Source organism: Shewanella sp. UCD-FRSSP16_17, assembly GCF_001675935.1.
Lineage (GTDB): Bacteria > Pseudomonadota > Gammaproteobacteria > Enterobacterales > Shewanellaceae > Shewanella > Shewanella japonica.
The window spans coordinates 297,573-315,675 of sequence record NZ_LZFV01000024.1 but is presented as its reverse complement, the minus strand read 5'-3'; the positions used below and the strand labels follow the sequence as shown (position 1 = coordinate 315,675).

Sequence of the window (18,103 nt, the reverse complement as noted above, 5' to 3'; positions counted from 1 at the left end):
CTTAAGTCAGCGTCACCCAATACTAGATTGATAGTCCTGGGCTTAAATTAGCAGGTAAACTCACACTGTCAGCTTCAACAGAAGCAACAGGATAAGCACAATAGTCAGCAGCATAAAATGCGCTTGCTCTATGGTTACCAGAAGCACCTACGCCACCGAATGGAGCCGATCCTGATGCACCTGTAATTTGCTTGTTCCAGTTAACAATACCGGCACGAATACGTGCTAAGAAGTAGTCATAATCTTCACGGCTGTCAGCCAAAATACCTGCAGACAGGCCATAACGTGTGTTATTAGCCATATCAATCGCTTGGTCAAAATCTTGGTATCTTACAAGCTGTAACAGCGGGCCAAAATATTCTTCATCAGGCAGTTCGGCAATGGCAGTAACATCAATCAGACCAGGTGTAACAAGACCAGTACCTGATTCAACATGTGTTAATTCAATTAAAGACTGGCCTCCTAAGGCTTGTAGTTCAGCTTGGGCTGCAACCATACCTTTTGCTGCGCCTTCTGAAATCATTGAGCCCATAAATGGTTGTGGTTGAGCATTCCAGCTACCCACTTTAATTTGCTTAATGGCGCTAATTAGCTGCTCAATCAATGCATCACCCGCTGCACCATCTTGCACATATAAACGACGAGCACAGGTACAACGCTGACCTGATGAGATATAAGCAGATTGAATAATATCGTGCACGGCCGCTTTAGTGTCATTCACATCCTTGATAATGAGTGGGTTATTCCCCCCCATTTCAAGAGCAAGAATTTTACCTGGATGACCTGCGTATTGCTGATGCAATAAGTGGCCAGTACGAGAACTACCTGTAAAGAATAAACCATCAATTTGAGGGTGCGATGCTAATGCTTTACCTGTTTCAAGCTCACCTTGAACAAGATTAATCACACCTTGTGGTAAACCTGCTTTTTCCCATAATTTAAGCATTTCTTCAGCCACTTTTGGCGTTAACTCTGAAGGCTTAAATACCACGGTATTACCTGCAAGCAATGCAGGAACGATATGACCATTAGGTAAATGGCCTGGGAAGTTATAAGGACCAAATACAGCAACAACTCCATGTGGCTTATGACGAAGAACAGCACGCCCTGCCGGAATATCATTGGTTTCTGTACCTGTACGCTTATCATGGGCTGCAGCAGACAAACCAATTTTACCAATCATTGCACCGACTTCAGTAGCTGTTTCCCACTGCGGCTTACCTGTTTCTTGAGCAATCACTTCAGCCAATTCTGCTTTGTGCGCTTCAAGTTCACTTCGATACGCTTCAACAATCGCTAAGCGAGCATCGTAACCTAACATGAACCAATCAAACTGTGCGGCTCTTGCGGCATCGATTGCTGTATTAACTTGGGCCGCTGTCGCTGTTTTACCGCTCCAAATCACCTCGCCATTTGCAGGGTTTACAGAAGTCACATCATGGCCTTCACCATGAGACCATTGGCCTTTAATAAATTGTGTCATTTGTTTGTGTCCTAAAGTTCTAGTACGCGAATATTATCGCCTGCTGCCACTTTTAATGCTTCTGCCAATTCAGGGCTAAGCGTGACATTGTCATGTTTATCAGAGACTAAGACTCGTGCAGAAGTCGCACGATAATCCGCTAATAATGTATTAGCGACGATGTATTGATGATCTGCATGTGGCATTTTGCCAATTTTGACGGTCAGCTCACGGCTTTGTTGAACAGAGCGAATATCAGATAAAGCACATTCAACTGTCGGGCCGCCATCAAAAATATCGACGTAATTTCTAAATTTAAACCCTTCAGCCTGCAGTAGTTTGAGTGCGGGCTTAGTATTACGATGAACTTCACCAATCACTTTTTGCGCTTTTTTAGGTAATAAGCACACATGAATTGGGCTTCTTGGCATCATTTCAGCCATAAAGGCTTTTTTGCCCAAACCTGATAAATAATCAGCTTCAACAAAGTCGATACCTAAGAAATGGTCTTGCAACCACTCATAAAAAGGTGAGTCGCCTTTCTCATCACTTACACCACGCATCTCAGCAATCACTGTGCTACCAAAACGTTGCTCATGTTGAGCAAGGAATAAAAAGCGAGAACGAGATAGCATACGACCGTTATAACCACGACGGTAAGCTTTATTGAGAAATAACGTACATAACTCAGCAGCGCCTGTGTAGTCATGGCATAAGGTGAGTGTTTCAACTTCATTACGCACTGATATTTGCTTTGAATGGTACACTTCAGTACCTAAGCGGTAATGATAAAACGCATCTTCCATTCCAACGGCAGCTTCAATACCACAGGTACCGACAACTTCATTGGTTTTAAGATCTTCAAGCACCATCAAATAGCCTTCATCAAAAGGCTTCTCAACTTGCTTGGCAAAAGAGGCTTCTGCACGAGCGATTTTCGATCTTAATAGCTCTTCGTTCACAGGTAGGGAGGTAAACCCGTGGCCTGATTCAACAGCTACTTTGTATAGAGCATCGTAATCACTGGCGCGAATTGGTCGAATGATTAGCATCAAACTCTCCTTGAAATAACCAAATAAAAAATGACATGAGCAACACTCACTTCATTTCATTGGCAATCCAAACTAAAAAGCGCAGCTTAACGCTGCGCCAATAGATAGATTAACCTGCTACTACTTTAGCTACTGCACGTTCAAAACGCGCTAAGCCTTCAGCAATATCAGCTTCAGGGATAACAAGAGACGGCGCAAAACGCACTACGTTAGCACCAGCAATCAGGCTCATTAGACCTTCAGCAACAGACGCAACAAGGAAATCACGACTGCGACCAGCATACTCTTCGTTTAACACGGCACCAAGTAACATGCCTTGGCCACGCACTTCAGAGAATACGTTATATTTAGCGTTAATTGCTGCTAAACCGTCACGGAACAATTGCTCACGGTGCTTAACGCCATTTAATACTTCAGGGGTATTAACCACGTCCATCACAGCATTACCGATAGCACACGCTAAAGGGTTACCGCCGTATGTTGAACCATGAGTACCAATTTTAAGATGTGCTGCAATTTTGGCAGTGGTTAGCATTGCAGCAATTGGGAAACCACCACCTAATGCTTTAGCACTGGTTAAGATGTCAGGTACGATATCAGTCCCCATGTAAGCAAATAACTCACCTGTACGACCTACACCAGTTTGTACTTCATCGAAAATAACTAAAGCATCATGCTTATCAGCTAGAGCACGCACTKCTTTTAAGAATTCTGGGTCACCATTGATGATCCCGCCCTCGCCTTGTAATGGCTCAAGCATAATGGCACACGTGTTATCTGAGATAACCGCTTCTAATGCGGCGATGTCATTAAATGGTACGTGCGTAACGCTTTGTGGCTTAGGGCCAAAGCCATCAGAGTAAGCTGCTTGCCCACCCACGGTCACAGTGAAGAAAGTACGGCCATGGAAAGCTTTATCAAATGCAATGATTTGATCTTTTTGTGGACCGTGATTTTCAAGTGCGTAACGACGAGCCAATTTTAGTGCTGCTTCGTTTGCTTCTGCACCAGAGTTAGCAAAATAAACACGTTCTGCGAATGTTGCATTGACAAGCTTAGTCGCTAGTTCAAGTGCAGGCTCATTCGTCATTACGTTAGATAGGTGCCACAGTTTTTCACCTTGTTCTTTGAGGGCGCCAACCAATGCTGGGTGACAATGACCTAAACAGTTCACTGCAATACCACCAGCAAAATCAATAAACTCATTACCTTCTTGGTCCCAAACTCGGCTACCTTCACCGCGAACTGGGATTACAGCTGCAGGCGCATAATTAGGCACCATAACTTGATCAAATTGGGCACGTGTTAAGTTCATTTCAACGCTCATTGCTTTTCGTTCCTTTAGGTTTATAAGTGACTAAACATCACTCTAGTCCGCTATCTATATTGGTTTTGGTTTCGTGTTGTAGCGGTTGCTTGTATTACTTGAAGGACATTATTAGCTAAAATGTGATCAAAATACCAGTTTTTAGCTGTTAACTATTCATTACCGAAATGATTAATGCATAAAGAATGACAAAAAGGCGCATACAAAGTGTTTATACTGCTTAATTTGAGCATAAATAGTCATAAAAAAAGTTATTTGAATGAAAATTACTTAGCTATTCACCATAAATGAATAAATACACAGGCGAATAGCAAGTCTTTATACGAAATAAGGCCGATTAAACAAGATCCAGTTTGCGGTAGTTTTGCGCTTTCAGTCTGATGAGTTCTTGCTCAGTAAACTCATAATAATCGAACATGACACGCTTTTCTTGAGGATCAATTAGGCGAGACTCCTCCAACAAAAGCACTTTGGCATAACAGCTGGCCTTTGCAACAATTGCGCTCTCTGCCGAGAACTCACTAAAGTGGTAATTAAAATCGAGCTCTTTAAGTAGTTTTGTTAATTTACTATTTTCAAATTCTAATAAATCCAGTATTTGCCAATTAAGCTGCTCACCATATGACATCACTTTCTCAAATACATCCATTGACGGGAATTCAGAGGCCATTACAGCATCATAAAGCGTCTTATCGCCTTTAGCACTGGTTTCCCTAAGCCAAGTTCCCCATGTCGTCTCAAATTGTCTCGCGGCGGAGTTAAGAATCGTCGCACTACCGAGCTGCTTCATCAAAGAAGCACTGTAAACCAATGCTACATTTTTTCCATGTAGCACAGCTAAAGCCTTAGCAGCAATCGCACTCATCATGCTGTAGCGCCATAATTTCCGCGTGATCCAAATAAGATTAGCATTGCCACTTGGTAACCAATTGCGCAGGCAAAAGTAGGGGATCACAGCTTGTAGGTTTTCAATGCCAATGTAGTTCAATACCAATTTTATATCAGTGACTTTAACTTCAGAGCGTTGTGGTCGTCTGTGGCTTGAGGCTGGACTATTAATTAAGTTAACTAAGTCAGTATATAGCCAAGATATATTCTCCACGAGTGGACGTATGCGACGTAAATCAGGGTCTTTATTCAGCAATAAGTCCAATAACAACACTTGAGACTCTTCAATGCCTGATTGTTCAAGCATTTGTTGTGGTGAGTTAATCTGATGCTCAAGCGAATTATTGACAGTTTTAGACAATTGTTGGGAAATCCGTGCCAGTATCTGCTGAGCTTTAGCTTGTTCTTCCATGCGGGCTTTAATGGCTTGGCGCTCAACTTCCAACTTATTAGCATCATCTTCTAATTGTTTATCACGATCATCAAACTGCTGGGTTAGTTTTTCTTTCCCAACGATCAGTTGTTTATATAATCGACGTTCCACTTCAATTACTTTACCGGGCCTTACTCCGCCCGCTACCGACACTGCCACTGTGCTTAAACCTTCTGATTTTTCGAATTATGAGTGATGATAAATGATATCGGCCTCATTTTGTAACAATTGAGCGATTAAAGCTGTCTTAGCAATAAAAAAGGCTCCCATTAGGGAGCCTTGCTAATCAATTAAGTTGAACAATTATTTAAGCTCTTGCTCGAACAATTTGTATATACGACGATATTCATCCAACCAACTTGATGGCTGTCTAAACCCATGTGGTTCTACAGGGTAAATAGCCGTTTCAAACATCGGCTTTTCCAGCTCAATTAAACGCTGTACTAGACGTACACTGTCTTGGAAGAAGACATTATCATCCAACACACCACTCATAATTAATAATGGCTTCTCTAATCCTTGAGCGTGCTCTATCGGTGAGCTTCGTTCGTAAGCAATCGGATCCACATCAGGCGTATTTAAAATATTAGAAGTATAAGGAGCATTATAATGAGCCCAATCAGTTACAGGGCGTAAAGCCGCGCCCGCTTGGAATAACTCAGGTTCATTAAACAACGCCATAAAGGTCAAGAAGCCACCGTACGATCCGCCATATGTGCCAACTTTAGCAGCGTCAACATTGGCATTTTTAGCCATCCAGTTCACACCATCTTTTAAGTCTTCGACTTCTGGGTGTCCCATATTACGATAAACGGCTGTACGCCAATCTCTACCGTAGCCTTTTGAGCCACGATAATCCATATCCATCACAACATAGCCTTGCTGAGTCAGCAAGTTATGGAACATGAACTCACGGAAGTAACCAGAAAATCCATTGTGGGCATTTTGTAAATAGCCAGCACCATGGTTAAAAATAACGGCAGGATATTTCGATGCATTATTAGCATCGTAACCTTGCGGCACATATACTCGCGCATAGATATCTTTTGCACCGTGACTCGATGGTACTTTAWCCACTTTTGGCGCTTGCCATGCATAATGACTAAATGCGTTGCTGGTGTAATTAGTCAACTGCTTTGCTTCACCACCGATTGGTTGGATAAACAATTCGTTGGGCTTAATCGCTGTTGACGCAGTTAATAATAATGATTGACCATTAGGGCTCAGCTCATAGTCTAATGTACCTGTATGCTGTGTTAACTGCTCAGTATTTCCTGAAGCTAACTCCACTCGGTACACATTATATGTTCCTGGATGTTCTTTGTTTGCACGGTAATATAAGTGCGTCGCATCAGGAGACAATGTGACTTGATCAACCACATAATCACCTTGCGTTAAGCGTGTGGTTTTGCCCTCAGACTTAACATAAAGCTGAGAGTATCCCGTTTCTTCAGATAAGTAATAGAAACTATTTGTACCTGGTACCCAACCAAACTGGTTGAAGGTATAGTTTATCCATGCATCATCATGTAAGCGATGCTCTGTGATTAACTTGCCATTACTTAAATCAACACTGGCGATCCAACGATCTTTGTTATCAACCGCTTCCATCATGACGAGCAGTTTATTGTCAGTATCGTGCCATTGAATTGCAGATTGATCCCAACCCCAGTCTTGCATTAACTGTACAGTTCGAGGCGCAGGCTTACTTTTATACGTCTCACCCTTTGCCTTTGCGTTTTCTGATTTTACCGATGCCAATACATCTTCATCAAAACCAGTTAAACCTTCGATTGTGACTTCTTTTTTAGCATGCTCAACAAGGTCTAGAATAACTAAACGCTCACCAGGGTAACTATCTTCAGCAACACGTGCTCGCGCAGGTACGGCATCTACATAACCATCTTTGCCAAGGTAGTTAGGCATAATGTCATGATCAGCACGCCAGCTATAATTTTTATCAGATAATGACACCACTAGGTAGCGACCATCTGCTGACAAACTCATCTGATTAACTTTTTCGTTGTCACCTAAGTACCAAGTCTTAGCAGCAAAAGTGGGATCTATTGCAGCAAGTTCTTCAGCATACTCCGCACGGGTTTTATTCTTTGAATGCTGTAAAGCCACATACTCAATTAATCTATGTTGCTGCTTTGCAATATAAGTATCAGGATCAACCACACCTTTTGGTGCTTTCGCCATTTGAATATCAGCTAATTGTTCAGTCATACCGGTATTAAGGTGTAATTTAAACACGCTATTGCCTTGCATATATGCAAGTGCACCATCTGTTAAAAACTGAACTGAGTTAATGGCGTTGTTCTGACGAGTTAATTGTTTCACTTCGCCATTAGCAAGTGATTTTACAAAAATGTTGCCTTGATAAAGGTAGGCTTTTTTTGATTTATCAGCGTTAAGCACACCGTGCTTTTGATCAGCAAGATGCAATTGATTTAAGCCAAGTAACTGAGCCTGCTCATCATTAACACCCTGTTGATATACATCAGCAATAGGTGATTGGTGTTGCTGACGATTGAAGTACACCGATTGACTATCGTCTGCCCAATAAGCGTTTTTAGCCAATAAACCCATCCAATCAGGATTGGCCATAATTTGATTTAATGTGAGTGGCTTGTCAGCTTGTGGTGGCATCGCTAATGGAACTGAAGCACTGGCTGATTGATTGGTTACTGTAGAAGAGTCACTGTTGTTTGCTGTAGCACTGCAACCTGAAATAATTGCAATTGATAATGCACTCAGCGCCGCATTACGCAGAAGCCTGGTCATATTAAATCCCTTGTCATCAAAGATGGCTGAAATATTCTCACCTAAACGTTAAATCATTTGGTAAGTACTTTTATTATTCGCCTTTTATATCACAAATAATGACAATATTTGTGGGGATTTTTCAGTAAAGTTGTAACAGAAGTTAGCTTAGCGTAAGAAAGTTATCCAGCAGTTCATGACCTTGCTCAGTCAGAATCGCTTCAGGATGAAATTGAACTCCGTAAATCGGCAGCGTTTTATGACTCATAGCCATAATTTCTCGCCCATGAATGGGATCATCATACCAAGCATCTAATTCAAAGCTTTCCGGTAACGATTCAACGAGCAAAGAGTGATATCGAGTTACTGTTAAGGGTTGATTTAGTTTAGTAAATAAACCTGTTTCACTATGCGTAATAGCACTTGTTTTACCATGCATTACTCTGGCCGCTTTGATGACTTTAGCTCCAAATACCTGAGCTATAGCTTGATGACCTAAGCACACACCCAATATCGGCAGCTTTCCTGCGAAATATTCAATTGCAGCGAGCGAAATACCTGATTCATTGGGAGAACACGGGCCTGGTGAAATGATTAAATGGCTCGGGTTAATTGCCTCAATGTCACTAATCGTGACTTCATCATTTCTTTTCACGATGATGTCATAACCTAACTGCTGGAAATATTGCACCAGATTAAAGGTAAATGAGTCATAGTTATCAATCATCAACAGCATCGAGAGTCCCGGCAATTAAGCGCCATATAAAACATGAGTCGTTTAAGAATTGGCGGATAATAGCATAGCTTTTTTCTCCACTTAAGCTTTTAGCCTCAACTAAGAATTTAATGGCTGTAACGATGAGTAGCTAGGTTATAATCTTTTTAATAAATGCGTTACCTGTTTGGACTAAAATTACATGCAAACCCACATACAAGAAATCGGCAATGTCAGCTTATACTTTATTGGCGATGTCTATGGGCGTCTGGATAAATTAACTGAGTTACTCACTGAGATAGATTTCGATATTGACGATCCCGAGTCCAGTATACAATTTGTGAAGTTAGTATTTTGTGGGAATTTATTAGCAAAGCACACTCACAACGCAAACTCGGATCATTGTGATTCGGCGACAACAGACTCTCAGCCTGAGATTGAACATTTAGCACTGCTAAAAATGGTCAAATTATTGGTCGATAAAGGCCATGCTTATTGTTTACTTGGGCAACACGAATATGAAGTCATAGGTTGGAGTAAACATCACCCAATTACTGATAATCCCTACCTTGAAGCCTCTAGTGCACCATTATTCAATCAAGAATTACAACACTCGCAAGCGCTGTTATTTGAATGGGTAGATTGGTTTATGGCATTACCAATATACATGGACTTTGGGCACATACGTGCAATCCATGCCTGTTGGGATGATAAAGTGATTAAAAGCCTTAATGCGTACCTCACTGGTGAAGCATCAAATGATGCTCAGCCAAACAGTTTATCGCAACAGTTTTGGCCTGCCGCCTTTGACTCTCAGCATCCATTACATAAGCTCATTGCAACCTGTCTTGATTACCCAACCATGACACTAACCGAACTGCACCCTCATTCAGCACTCAAGGTCCCTGTTGTCATTGGTCATTATCCCCAAGACACCTACCCCGATATTATCAATGAGCAACTGGTTTGTATTAATTACAACCCCGCAAAACAAGACTATCCTCTAGTGAGTTTTGCTTGGCACCAAGGTCGTAAAAAATCCCTTGATGTTGAATCTGCACAGGACGCTCAAATGAGTCTTGGAGAGTTTTGTTTTATCGACCAACCGAGTGCAGAAGAATGCATAGCAGAGGGCACAGAAAACTTGCTAGACGCAATTGTTTCTACGTTAGATACGCCACAATTAGATGAAGCAGCATTAATTCGTTTACATGAAAAGGTAGCGATTAGCCTTTGTACTGAATGGGATCCACTTGGTATTAAGCAAACAATGCATGCTAGGCATCCTTATCAGCCCTTAGTCAAACCTGTTACTCAGTTAGCGCTCGCCCAAGATACAGACAAGTTAACGGCTTACTTAGCCATTGTTAGCCGCTTTCAGCTTGAGACAGATAATGATAACTTGGAAAATAGCAGCTTGAAAACGGCCTATAAGCTCACAAGGTTGGCCAATAATTACTTGTAGATTAAGCACAAATAATCAAAACGACTAAGTCCCATAACACGATTAAGTCTAATAAAAATGATTAAGCCCAATAACAAAAAAACCAGTCTCTAAGGACTGGTTTTTTATGAACTCATGGGCAATAAATAGCAAACACTGATATGTTAGTTGCTATTACTTAACAACAGTTAAGTGAGCTCGCCCTTTTGGTTTTTCAGCTGTAACAGCAGGTTTTTCTTCTGTTGTTTCAGTTTTTTCTGTTGTTTCAACTGCAGAGAAAGAACGTGGCGGAGGCGTTGAATCTAAAGATTCATCTTCTGCCATGTAAGCATCTTCCATATCAAATACAGTGCCTGCGCCATTTTCTCGAGCATAAATAGCAACGATAGACGCCATAGGTAAAACAACTTGCTGAGGTACACCACCAAAACGTGCATTAAATTCCACGAATTCATTGGTCATTTGTAGGTTTCCTACTGCACCACCTGCGATATTAAGAACAATTTGACCGTCCTTAACAAACTCTTGTGGTACCTGAGTCCCCGGTACAAATGCATCCACAACAACATGTGGGGTAAAGTGGTTGTCCATCAACCACTCATAATAAGCCCGCAACAAATATGGACGGTTAGGCGTAATCGCTTTCATTACATACCCATGCGCATTTCGCGCTCAACCTCAGTTAACGATGCTTTAAATGACTCACGCTCAAATATACGCGTCATATAAGCATGGATATCCTTAGATGTGCGAACATCTAAATTGATACCTAACTCAGGTAAACGCCATAATAGCGGGCCTAAGTAACAGTCAGCTAAACCAAACTCTTCACTCATGAAGTATGGCATTTCAGCAAATACTGGTGCTAATGCGACTAAGCTATCAGTTAACTCTTTACGCGCAGCGTCAGCTTTATCACCTTTACRGATACGATCAACTAGTACATACCAGTCTGTATCAATACGGTGCATCATTAAGCGACTTTGACCACGTGCAACAGGGTAAACAGGCATTAATGGTGGATGAGGGAAGCGCTCATCTAAATATTCCATAATAATGCGAGATTCATACAAAACTAATTCACGATCAACTAGAGTTGGTACTGAGTTGTATGGATTAACATCAAGTAACTCTTGAGGCTTCTCACTCGGTTCTACCTGCAAAACATCAACAGTTACACCTTTTTCAGCCAAGACGATACGTACTTGGTGGCTATATAAATCATCGGCACCCGAAAACAGTGTCATGATAGAGCGTTTGTTGGCAGCTACAGCCATTGTTACCCTCCAGAAAACGGAAAAAACAAAACAAACGAGGGGCTAAGCCCCTCGTTTAAAGTATGCGAATAATGTATTTTACCCGTTATTCGTGTCTAGTGCACATCTTTCCAGTATTCTTTCTTCAACAAGTAAGCAATGATGAAGAAAATAAACAAGAATCCGAGTACCCACCATCCTAAAGCTTCACGTTCTAGTTTCACTGGATCTGCAGAATATACAAGGAAACCAGTAAGATCACGTATCGCTTGATCATACTCTTCGGCATTTAATTTACCGCCAGTTGCCGGTTCTAGGCCAACTAACTTTTGTACTTCAACACCATTTTCTTCCACTGTTTCGAAAATAGGCGTTGCAGTACCTTGTAAATCTTGCAATACGTGTGGCATACCCACAAGTGGGAACACGCTATTGTTTACACCAAATGGACGGCTTTCATCTTTATAAAAACCTTTAAGGTACGAGTAAACCCAATCTTGACCACGTACACGTGCAACCAATGTTAAATCAGGAGCAGCAGCACCGAACCACTTTGCAGCATCTTCAGGTGGGATAGCATTTTCCATCAACTCACCGATTTTAGCATCCGTAAACATATACTTTTGACGCATATCATCTACAGAAATACCAAGATCTTCAGCTACTCGTCCGTAACGTTGATATTGAGTACTGTGACAGCCAGAACAATATTGTTGAAATAAGTTCAAACCGCGTTCTAATGACTCATTATCATGTAGGTCAATTGCTTGCTCAGGATTTTTAACAAACTCATTGTTGCCACCTGCAGCTATCGCTAGCGCTGGTAACAAAGCAACTAATGCAATTAATAACTTTTTCATTAGTGTGTCACCCTCGTAGGAACCGGTTTTGTTTTCTCATTTTTACTGTAAACCCACAGTGCAACGAAGAAACCAAAATAAGTAAGTGTAAAGATACGAGCCACAATCGTTAACGTCGGTGTTGCAGGAACAGCACCTAAGTAACCTAGGATTAAGAAAGACACAGTAAATTGTGCAATGTTAATCTTGTGAATCAAGCCACGGTAGCGGATAGATTTAACTTTACAGCGATCTAACCAAGGAAGTACAAACAGTACCGCAATCGCAAGACCCATACCGACAACACCTAATAGCTTGTCTGGAATCGCACGTAAAATTGCGTAAAACGGTGTGAAGTACCAAACCGGAGCAATATGTTCAGGGGTCTTCATTGGGTTAGCCGCTTCAAAGTTTGGCTTTTCAAGGAAGTAACCGCCACCTTCAGGCATAAAGAACAACACATAGCAGAACACGATTAAGAAACCGGCCACACCCATGATGTCTTTCACTGTGTAATAAGGGTGGAAAGGAATAGCATCAACTGGCCATCCGTTTTCATCTTTATTCTTCTTAACTTCAACACCATCTGGGTTGTTTGAACCCACTTCATGTAAAGCAATTAAGTGAAGGAAAACTAATACAACTAACACTAAAGGCAGTGCAATAACATGCAATGCAAAGAAACGGTTTAGCGTAGCACCAGAAACAACATAGTCACCACGGATCCACAATGTTAAGTCATCACCAATAAATGGAATTGCACCAAACAAAGAGATAATTACCTGCGCGCCCCAGTAAGACATTTGTCCCCAAGGAAGCAAGTAACCCATGAAGGCTTCAGCCATAAGTACAAGGAAAATCAACATACCGAATAACCAAAGTAACTCTCTTGGTTTTTGGTAAGAGCCGTAGATAAGACCACGGAACATGTGAAGATAAACCACCACGAAGAAGGCAGAGGCGCCAGTGGAGTGCATGTAGCGTAATAACCAGCCGTACTCAACATCACGCATGATGTATTCAACAGAAGCAAACGCACCTTCTGCTGTTGGTACGTAATTCATTGTTAACCAGATACCAGTCAGTAATTGGTTAACTAAAACAAGTAATGCTAATGAACCAAAGAAATACCAAAAGTTGAAGTTCTTTGGAGTTGGATATTGACCAACGTGGCGATTATACGTCGCCGACATTGGGATGCGAGCATCAATCCAATCAACAATATTCTTAACCATTACGCAGCTCCCGTATCTACACCGATTAGTACCGTGCCATCATCAACATATTGATGTGGAGGAACGACAAGGTTTAATGGTGCTGGAACACCCTGGAATACTCGGCCAGCCATATCAAACTTAGAACCATGACATGGACAGAAGAAACCAGCCGTAACACCTTCGACTTGCTCGCCAAAAGAATCAGGCAAGTAAGTTGGCGAACAACCTAAGTGAGTACAAATACCGACTGCAATGAAGAACTCAGGCTTAATTGAACGAGCAGGGTTAGCTGCGTATTCAGGCTGTTGTAACTCTTCAGAAGCAGGATCACGTAATTGCCCATCTAATTTAGGCAACTCACTTAAAATGGCATCAGTACGACGCACAACCCAAACAGGTTTACCACGCCATTCAACACGAATTAACTGGCCTGGCTCTACTTTACTAATATTTACTTCAACCGGTGCACCTGCAGCTTTCGCTTTAGCGCTCGGATTCCATGACTTGATAAAAGGCACCGCTACAGCGACGGCACCAGCTCCGCCTACTACGGCGGTTGCGGCTGTCAGGAATCTGCGGCGTCCGGTATCGACTGGCGCATTGCTCATCCACTTATCTCCCAGAGGGTGTTGGAATTCTTATATTTTAATAACTTAGCAACATTAGAATCACTAATCGCTAAATCTATACTTTGAGGCGGGGCTCATTATAGCGAAAAATTAGAACCAGATCATAGTAAAACACACAACTAAGTTACGGGAATTGTATGTTTTTTTTATGGCGTACAAAAAACACACAGCCTTTTTAACGCATTTTTGACATTAAATGCAGGAGTGATTTTTATAAGTTATTGTTAATGAATAATTTTTAATGAAATACTTTCAATCTAAATTAGTTATAACTGATCAAACTAACTAAAGCAGAGAAAATCAATTTTTTTCAATGAAAAACGCTAGACATAAAAAAACCCGGCACAAACCGGGTTTTTTTATCAGATTTCAGTATTTATTTACCGTCAATCGATTTCATATATTTGAAGAAATCGCTATCAGGTTCTAATACCATTACGTCACTGTTGCCTGCGAAACTTTCTTTGTAAGCTTCAAGACTACGTAAAAAACCATAAAATTCAGGATCTTTATTGAATGCATCTGCATAAATTTTAGCAGAAAGTGCATCACCTTCACCTCGAATGGTTAACGCTTTACGTTCAGCTTCTGCAACTTTAACAGTTACATCAGCATCAATTGTGGCGCGAATAATTTCAGATTGCTCTTTACCTTGTGCACGATGCTCTTTAGCAACAGCTTGTCGCTCGGCACGCATACGCTGGAAGATACTGCTACTGACGTTTGCTGGTAAGTTAATTTGCTTAACTCGCACATCAACGACTTCAATACCTAGATCACGAGAGCTTTCTGATGCATTCTCTAATGCATCATTTTGCAGTTCATCACGCTTACCAGAAACAATCTCTTTAATGGTACGACGACCAAACTCAGTACGTAAATCGTTATTGATTTTACGTTGAAGTAGATCTTCTGCAGTCACTTTATTACCGCCACCAGTAGATAGGTAGAAAGTTTCAAAGTCACTAATACGCCATTTAACGTATGAATCAACCATCAGATCTTTCTTTTCAGAAGTCACAAAACGGTCTGCAGCGCCATCTAAGGTTTGGATACGCGCATCAAGATACTTAACTTTATCAATCGCAGGGATTTTAAAGTGAAGTCCTGGCTTAAGTACACGAGTTACCGAATTACCGTCGACATTATCTTTTAGAATTTCACCAAATCGAGAAACAATGGCACGTTCGCCTTCGTTCACAATCATCACAGATGAAAAACCAATACCAAGAATAATAACGAGTATTATAAGTCCTAATCTACCCATGAGTTAGTCCCTCCCTTGGCGAGAACGAGCTTCGCGAGTTGGACGGCCATCAAGCGGCATCGATGAATTAAACGAGTTATTTGACGGTGTGTTAACGTGTGTTTCAACAACAGGCTCAACCGCAGTACGTTTAGTTTGGTTATCCATCATTTTATCTAACGGTAAATACATCAAGTTACCATTGTTCTTGGTATCAATAAGTACCTTGTTGGTGTCAGCCATGACTTCTTGCATTGCATCTAGGTATAGACGCTTACGAGTCACTTCTGGAGCCATTTGATATTCAGGTAGCAACTGTTCAAATCGAGCTACTTTACCTTCAGCTTCTAGGACTTCACGTTGTTTGTAAGCACTTGCTTGCTGTGCCATACGCTCAACTTGACCACGAGCTTTAGGCTCAATTTCACGCGCATAAGCTTCTGCTTCACGAATGAAACGTTGCTCATCCTCTTGCGCAGAAATAGCATCATCAAATGCGTCTTTCACTTCTTCAGGTGGACGTGCAGGTAAGAAGTTGACATCTTGAATCGATAAACCAAGTTGGTACGGCTCAAGAATACGCTCAAGTTCAGCCCAAGTATCACGACGAATTGCATCACGACCCGTTGTCAAGATGTCATCCATAGTGTTATGACCGATGACATAACGCAATGCACTGTCCGTAGCTTCACTTAAACTTGCATTAGCGTCTACAGCACTGAATAGATACAAGTATGCATCGTCAACACGATACTGTACGTCTAGTTCAACTTTTACTAAGTTTTCATCAGACGTTAACATGCTGCCAGAAGCAGGGATCGAACGAACAGCTTTAATATTTACAGGGAAAACTTCGTCAATAAACGTGGCTTTCCAATGTAAACCTGGCCCAACTTCGCCAGAATGCTGACCGAAACGTAAGGTGACCCCACGTTCAGCTTCTTTAATGGTGTAAAAACCTGAAGCGCCCCACACTAATAAACCAATAACTAAAACAACAATAATGCTGGTTGAGTTAAATGAAGGACTTGACGATCCACCTGAACCACCTTTCCCACCGCCAAAGCGTTTAGAAAGATTACGAAATACTTCGTCTAGATCTGGTGGGCCTTTGTCGTTACCGTTTTTGTTTCCCCAAGGGTCTTTATCTTTTCCCTTGTTACCGGGCTCATTCCAAGCCATTTAGCACTCCATAAGTGGATGAAATAAATGTTATTAGCAAGTAACGCTTACATCAGAGTCTTCTTGTGAAGTCTCAAATATAAACGTTTCTAATTCGCCTTGACTCTGTTTTGTTAATCGACGCCAATTGGCATCCGATAAACGAACAGACAAAATACAGTTCCCCAGATCGTCGTACTCTTTCTGCTGTATCGCGTCCAGTCGATAAAACTGACCAAGATAATGCCCAGCCGTAGCTGGTATTTTCAATGTATGCTCTACAATGACTTCACCGATATGCTCGTTGACAGCCTGCAGCAGCAATTCAAATCCAATTTGTTTTTGGGCAGATACCCAAACTCGTTCAGGCATCCCCTCATCGTAATAGTCGATGCGAGGCACGAAGTCTTCCAGTAAGTCGATTTTATTACAAACCACCAACTGTGGAATAGTATCTGCTTCAATTTCTTCAAGTACATTTTGAACTTGATCAAAATTTTCCGTCATATTCTCATCAGCACAATCAACAACATGCAATAACAAGTCAGCTTGTCGAGTTTCTTGCAGTGTGGCTTTAAAAGCTGCGACTAAGTCATGAGGTAAATGACGAATAAACCCAACAGTATCCGCTAAGATAACGGCACCGTCAGGCAGGTCGAGTTTACGCAGAGTCGGATCAAGTGTTGCGAACAATTGATCTGCTGCATAAACTTCAGAAGTTGTCAGCGCATTAAACAAAGTCGATTTCCCAGCATTGGTATACCCTACCAATGACACAGTGGATAAATCACTGCGTTTACGGGAACGACGGCTTTGTTCACGCTGTTTGTCTACTTTTTCAAGGCGACGGTTGATACTCTTGATGCGTCCACGAAGTAAACGTCTATCAGTTTCGAGCTGGGTTTCACCCGGCCCCCTCATACCAATACCACCTTTTTGTCTCTCTAAGTGAGTCCAACCACGAATAAGGCGTGTCGACATGTGGCGCAATTGCGCTAGCTCCACTTGCAACTTACCTTCGTGTGTTCTCGCTCGTTGAGCAAAAATATCTAAAATCAGTGCTGTCCGGTCTAATACGCGGCATTCACATATTTGTTCTAAATTTCTTTCTTGTGCAGGGCTTAAAGCATGATTAAAAATCACTACATTCGCTTCAGTAGCAGCTACCATGGCAGCTAGCTCTTCAACTTTACCTGTACCAACAAAAAACTTTCGATCCGGTGAACGTCGACTTCCGGTAATAACACCAACAGAGCGTGCACCTGCTGATTCGACTAATAATTGTAACTCGGTTATGTCTTCTCTGCGGTCGTCATCAGAAAAGTCAATGTGAACAAGCACCGCGGTTTCACCCGCTTCATAGCGATCAAACAAGTAGCAAACTCCTTAAATATTATTCTGATGCAGGCGCTTCATCGTGCTGAGTATAACCAGCTTGAGTACCTTGAGTCGCCACATTGAATGGACGAGCTGGTACAACAGTTGAAATAGCGTGCTTGTAAACCATTTGGCTCACTGTATTTTTTAGCAAAATAACGAATTGGTCGAATGACTCAACTTGTCCTTGCAACTTAATACCATTCACTAAGTAGATTGAGACTGGTACACGTTCACGACGCAAAGCGTTCAAAAATGGGTCTTGTAAAGATTGCCCCTTAGCCATTTCAA

The 18,103-nt window shown here is 41.6% G+C and carries 16 protein-coding genes; 1 reads left to right on the top strand and 15 read right to left on the bottom strand.

Features of this window, described 5'->3' with window-relative positions; genetic code table 11:
* Window positions 1-22: 22 nt before the first annotated feature.
* The 6 genes from astD to A9267_RS12860 all read right to left on the bottom strand — a co-directional run bounded on the left by astD (window position 23) and on the right by A9267_RS12860 (window position 8,664).
* Window positions 23-1,483 carry a succinylglutamate-semialdehyde dehydrogenase gene (astD, locus tag A9267_RS12885; RefSeq protein ID WP_065109440.1) on the bottom strand — a complete coding sequence of 487 codons (1,461 nt, stop codon included), beginning with the start codon at window positions 1,481-1,483 and terminating at the stop codon, window positions 23-25.
* An 11-nt stretch (window positions 1,484-1,494) separates the two neighbouring features.
* Window positions 1,495-2,514: an arginine N-succinyltransferase gene (astA, locus tag A9267_RS12880; protein WP_055024948.1), complete on the bottom strand. Its 1,020-nt coding sequence runs from the start codon at window positions 2,512-2,514 to the stop codon at window positions 1,495-1,497.
* 109 nt (window positions 2,515-2,623) lie between these two features.
* Window positions 2,624-3,841, bottom strand: a complete 1,218-nt coding sequence (locus A9267_RS12875; RefSeq protein WP_065109439.1) for an aspartate aminotransferase family protein — start codon at window positions 3,839-3,841, stop codon at window positions 2,624-2,626.
* A 337-nt stretch (window positions 3,842-4,178) separates the two neighbouring features.
* The gene (locus A9267_RS12870) at window positions 4,179-5,321 is read right to left on the bottom strand and encodes an HDOD domain-containing protein (RefSeq protein WP_065109438.1); all 1,143 of its coding nucleotides are present in this window, start codon (window positions 5,319-5,321) and stop codon (window positions 4,179-4,181) included.
* Between the two features lie 144 nt (window positions 5,322-5,465).
* A complete protein-coding gene (locus A9267_RS12865; RefSeq protein ID WP_065109437.1) occupies window positions 5,466-7,949 on the bottom strand; it encodes a S9 family peptidase in 2,484 nt (827 codons plus the stop codon).
* A 142-nt stretch (window positions 7,950-8,091) separates the two neighbouring features.
* Entirely contained in the window at window positions 8,092-8,664 is a 573-nt protein-coding gene (locus tag A9267_RS12860) for an anthranilate synthase component II (RefSeq protein ID WP_065109436.1), read from the bottom strand.
* Between the two features lie 181 nt (window positions 8,665-8,845).
* Here A9267_RS12860 and A9267_RS12855 point away from each other — a divergent pair, with 181 nt between their 5' ends.
* Entirely contained in the window at window positions 8,846-10,108 is a 1,263-nt protein-coding gene (locus tag A9267_RS12855; RefSeq protein WP_065109435.1) for a hypothetical protein, read from the top strand.
* Window positions 10,109-10,261: 153 nt separating this feature from the next.
* Here the strand turns inward: A9267_RS12855 and A9267_RS12850 are convergent, their stop codons facing one another.
* The 9 genes from A9267_RS12850 to hfq form a co-directional block, all read right to left on the bottom strand.
* A complete protein-coding gene (locus A9267_RS12850) occupies window positions 10,262-10,735 on the bottom strand; it encodes a ClpXP protease specificity-enhancing factor (protein WP_055024954.1) in 474 nt (157 codons plus the stop codon).
* Window positions 10,735-11,364, bottom strand: coding sequence for a stringent starvation protein SspA (gene sspA / locus A9267_RS12845; protein ID WP_065109434.1), 630 nt, complete (start codon window positions 11,362-11,364; stop codon window positions 10,735-10,737). The genes A9267_RS12850 and sspA overlap by 1 nt, the downstream gene beginning before the upstream one ends.
* 95 nt (window positions 11,365-11,459) lie before the next feature.
* The gene (locus A9267_RS12840) at window positions 11,460-12,203 is read right to left on the bottom strand and encodes a cytochrome c1 (RefSeq protein WP_065109433.1); all 744 of its coding nucleotides are present in this window, start codon (window positions 12,201-12,203) and stop codon (window positions 11,460-11,462) included.
* Window positions 12,203-13,417 (bottom strand): cytochrome b, encoded by a 1,215-nt coding sequence (locus A9267_RS12835; RefSeq protein WP_065109432.1) that lies wholly within the window; start codon window positions 13,415-13,417, stop codon window positions 12,203-12,205. The genes A9267_RS12840 and A9267_RS12835 overlap by 1 nt, the downstream gene beginning before the upstream one ends.
* A complete protein-coding gene (gene petA / locus A9267_RS12830) occupies window positions 13,417-14,007 on the bottom strand; it encodes a ubiquinol-cytochrome c reductase iron-sulfur subunit (protein ID WP_055024958.1) in 591 nt (196 codons plus the stop codon). Before petA ends, A9267_RS12835 begins: the two co-directional genes overlap by 1 nt.
* Window positions 14,008-14,404: 397 nt before the next feature.
* Window positions 14,405-15,295, bottom strand: a complete 891-nt coding sequence (gene hflC / locus A9267_RS12825) for a protease modulator HflC (RefSeq protein ID WP_055024959.1) — start codon at window positions 15,293-15,295, stop codon at window positions 14,405-14,407.
* Window positions 15,296-15,298: 3 nt separating this feature from the next.
* Window positions 15,299-16,456: an FtsH protease activity modulator HflK gene (gene hflK, locus A9267_RS12820; RefSeq protein WP_055024960.1), complete on the bottom strand. Its 1,158-nt coding sequence runs from the start codon at window positions 16,454-16,456 to the stop codon at window positions 15,299-15,301.
* A 33-nt stretch (window positions 16,457-16,489) separates the two neighbouring features.
* On the bottom strand, window positions 16,490-17,809 hold the full coding sequence (hflX, locus tag A9267_RS12815; protein WP_065109431.1) for a ribosome rescue GTPase HflX: 1,320 nt from the start codon (window positions 17,807-17,809) through the stop codon (window positions 16,490-16,492).
* Between the two features lie 19 nt (window positions 17,810-17,828).
* Window positions 17,829-18,098, bottom strand: coding sequence for an RNA chaperone Hfq (hfq, locus tag A9267_RS12810; RefSeq protein ID WP_055024962.1), 270 nt, complete (start codon window positions 18,096-18,098; stop codon window positions 17,829-17,831).
* Window positions 18,099-18,103: the final 5 nt, after the last annotated feature.

Bases quoted from the DNA above. Each gene is read 5' to 3' on its own strand.
- astD (WP_065109440.1), bottom strand. From the start codon at position 1,483: ATGACACAATTTATTAAAGGCCAATGGTCTCATGGTGAAGGCCATGAT.
- astA (WP_055024948.1), bottom strand. From the start codon at position 2,514: ATGCTAATCATTCGACCAATTCGCGCCAGTGATTACGATGCTCTATAC.
- A9267_RS12860 (WP_065109436.1), bottom strand. From the start codon at position 8,664: ATGCTGTTGATGATTGATAACTATGACTCATTTACCTTTAATCTGGTG.
- A9267_RS12855 (WP_065109435.1), top strand. From the start codon at position 8,846: ATGCAAACCCACATACAAGAAATCGGCAATGTCAGCTTATACTTTATT.
- A9267_RS12850 (WP_055024954.1), bottom strand. From the start codon at position 10,735: ATGAAAGCGATTACGCCTAACCGTCCATATTTGTTGCGGGCTTATTAT.
- A9267_RS12840 (WP_065109433.1), bottom strand. From the start codon at position 12,203: ATGAAAAAGTTATTAATTGCATTAGTTGCTTTGTTACCAGCGCTAGCG.
- A9267_RS12835 (WP_065109432.1), bottom strand. From the start codon at position 13,417: ATGGTTAAGAATATTGTTGATTGGATTGATGCTCGCATCCCAATGTCG.
- petA (WP_055024958.1), bottom strand. From the start codon at position 14,007: ATGAGCAATGCGCCAGTCGATACCGGACGCCGCAGATTCCTGACAGCC.
- hflC (WP_055024959.1), bottom strand. From the start codon at position 15,295: ATGGGTAGATTAGGACTTATAATACTCGTTATTATTCTTGGTATTGGT.
- hflK (WP_055024960.1), bottom strand. From the start codon at position 16,456: ATGGCTTGGAATGAGCCCGGTAACAAGGGAAAAGATAAAGACCCTTGG.
- hfq (WP_055024962.1), bottom strand. From the start codon at position 18,098: ATGGCTAAGGGGCAATCTTTACAAGACCCATTTTTGAACGCTTTGCGT.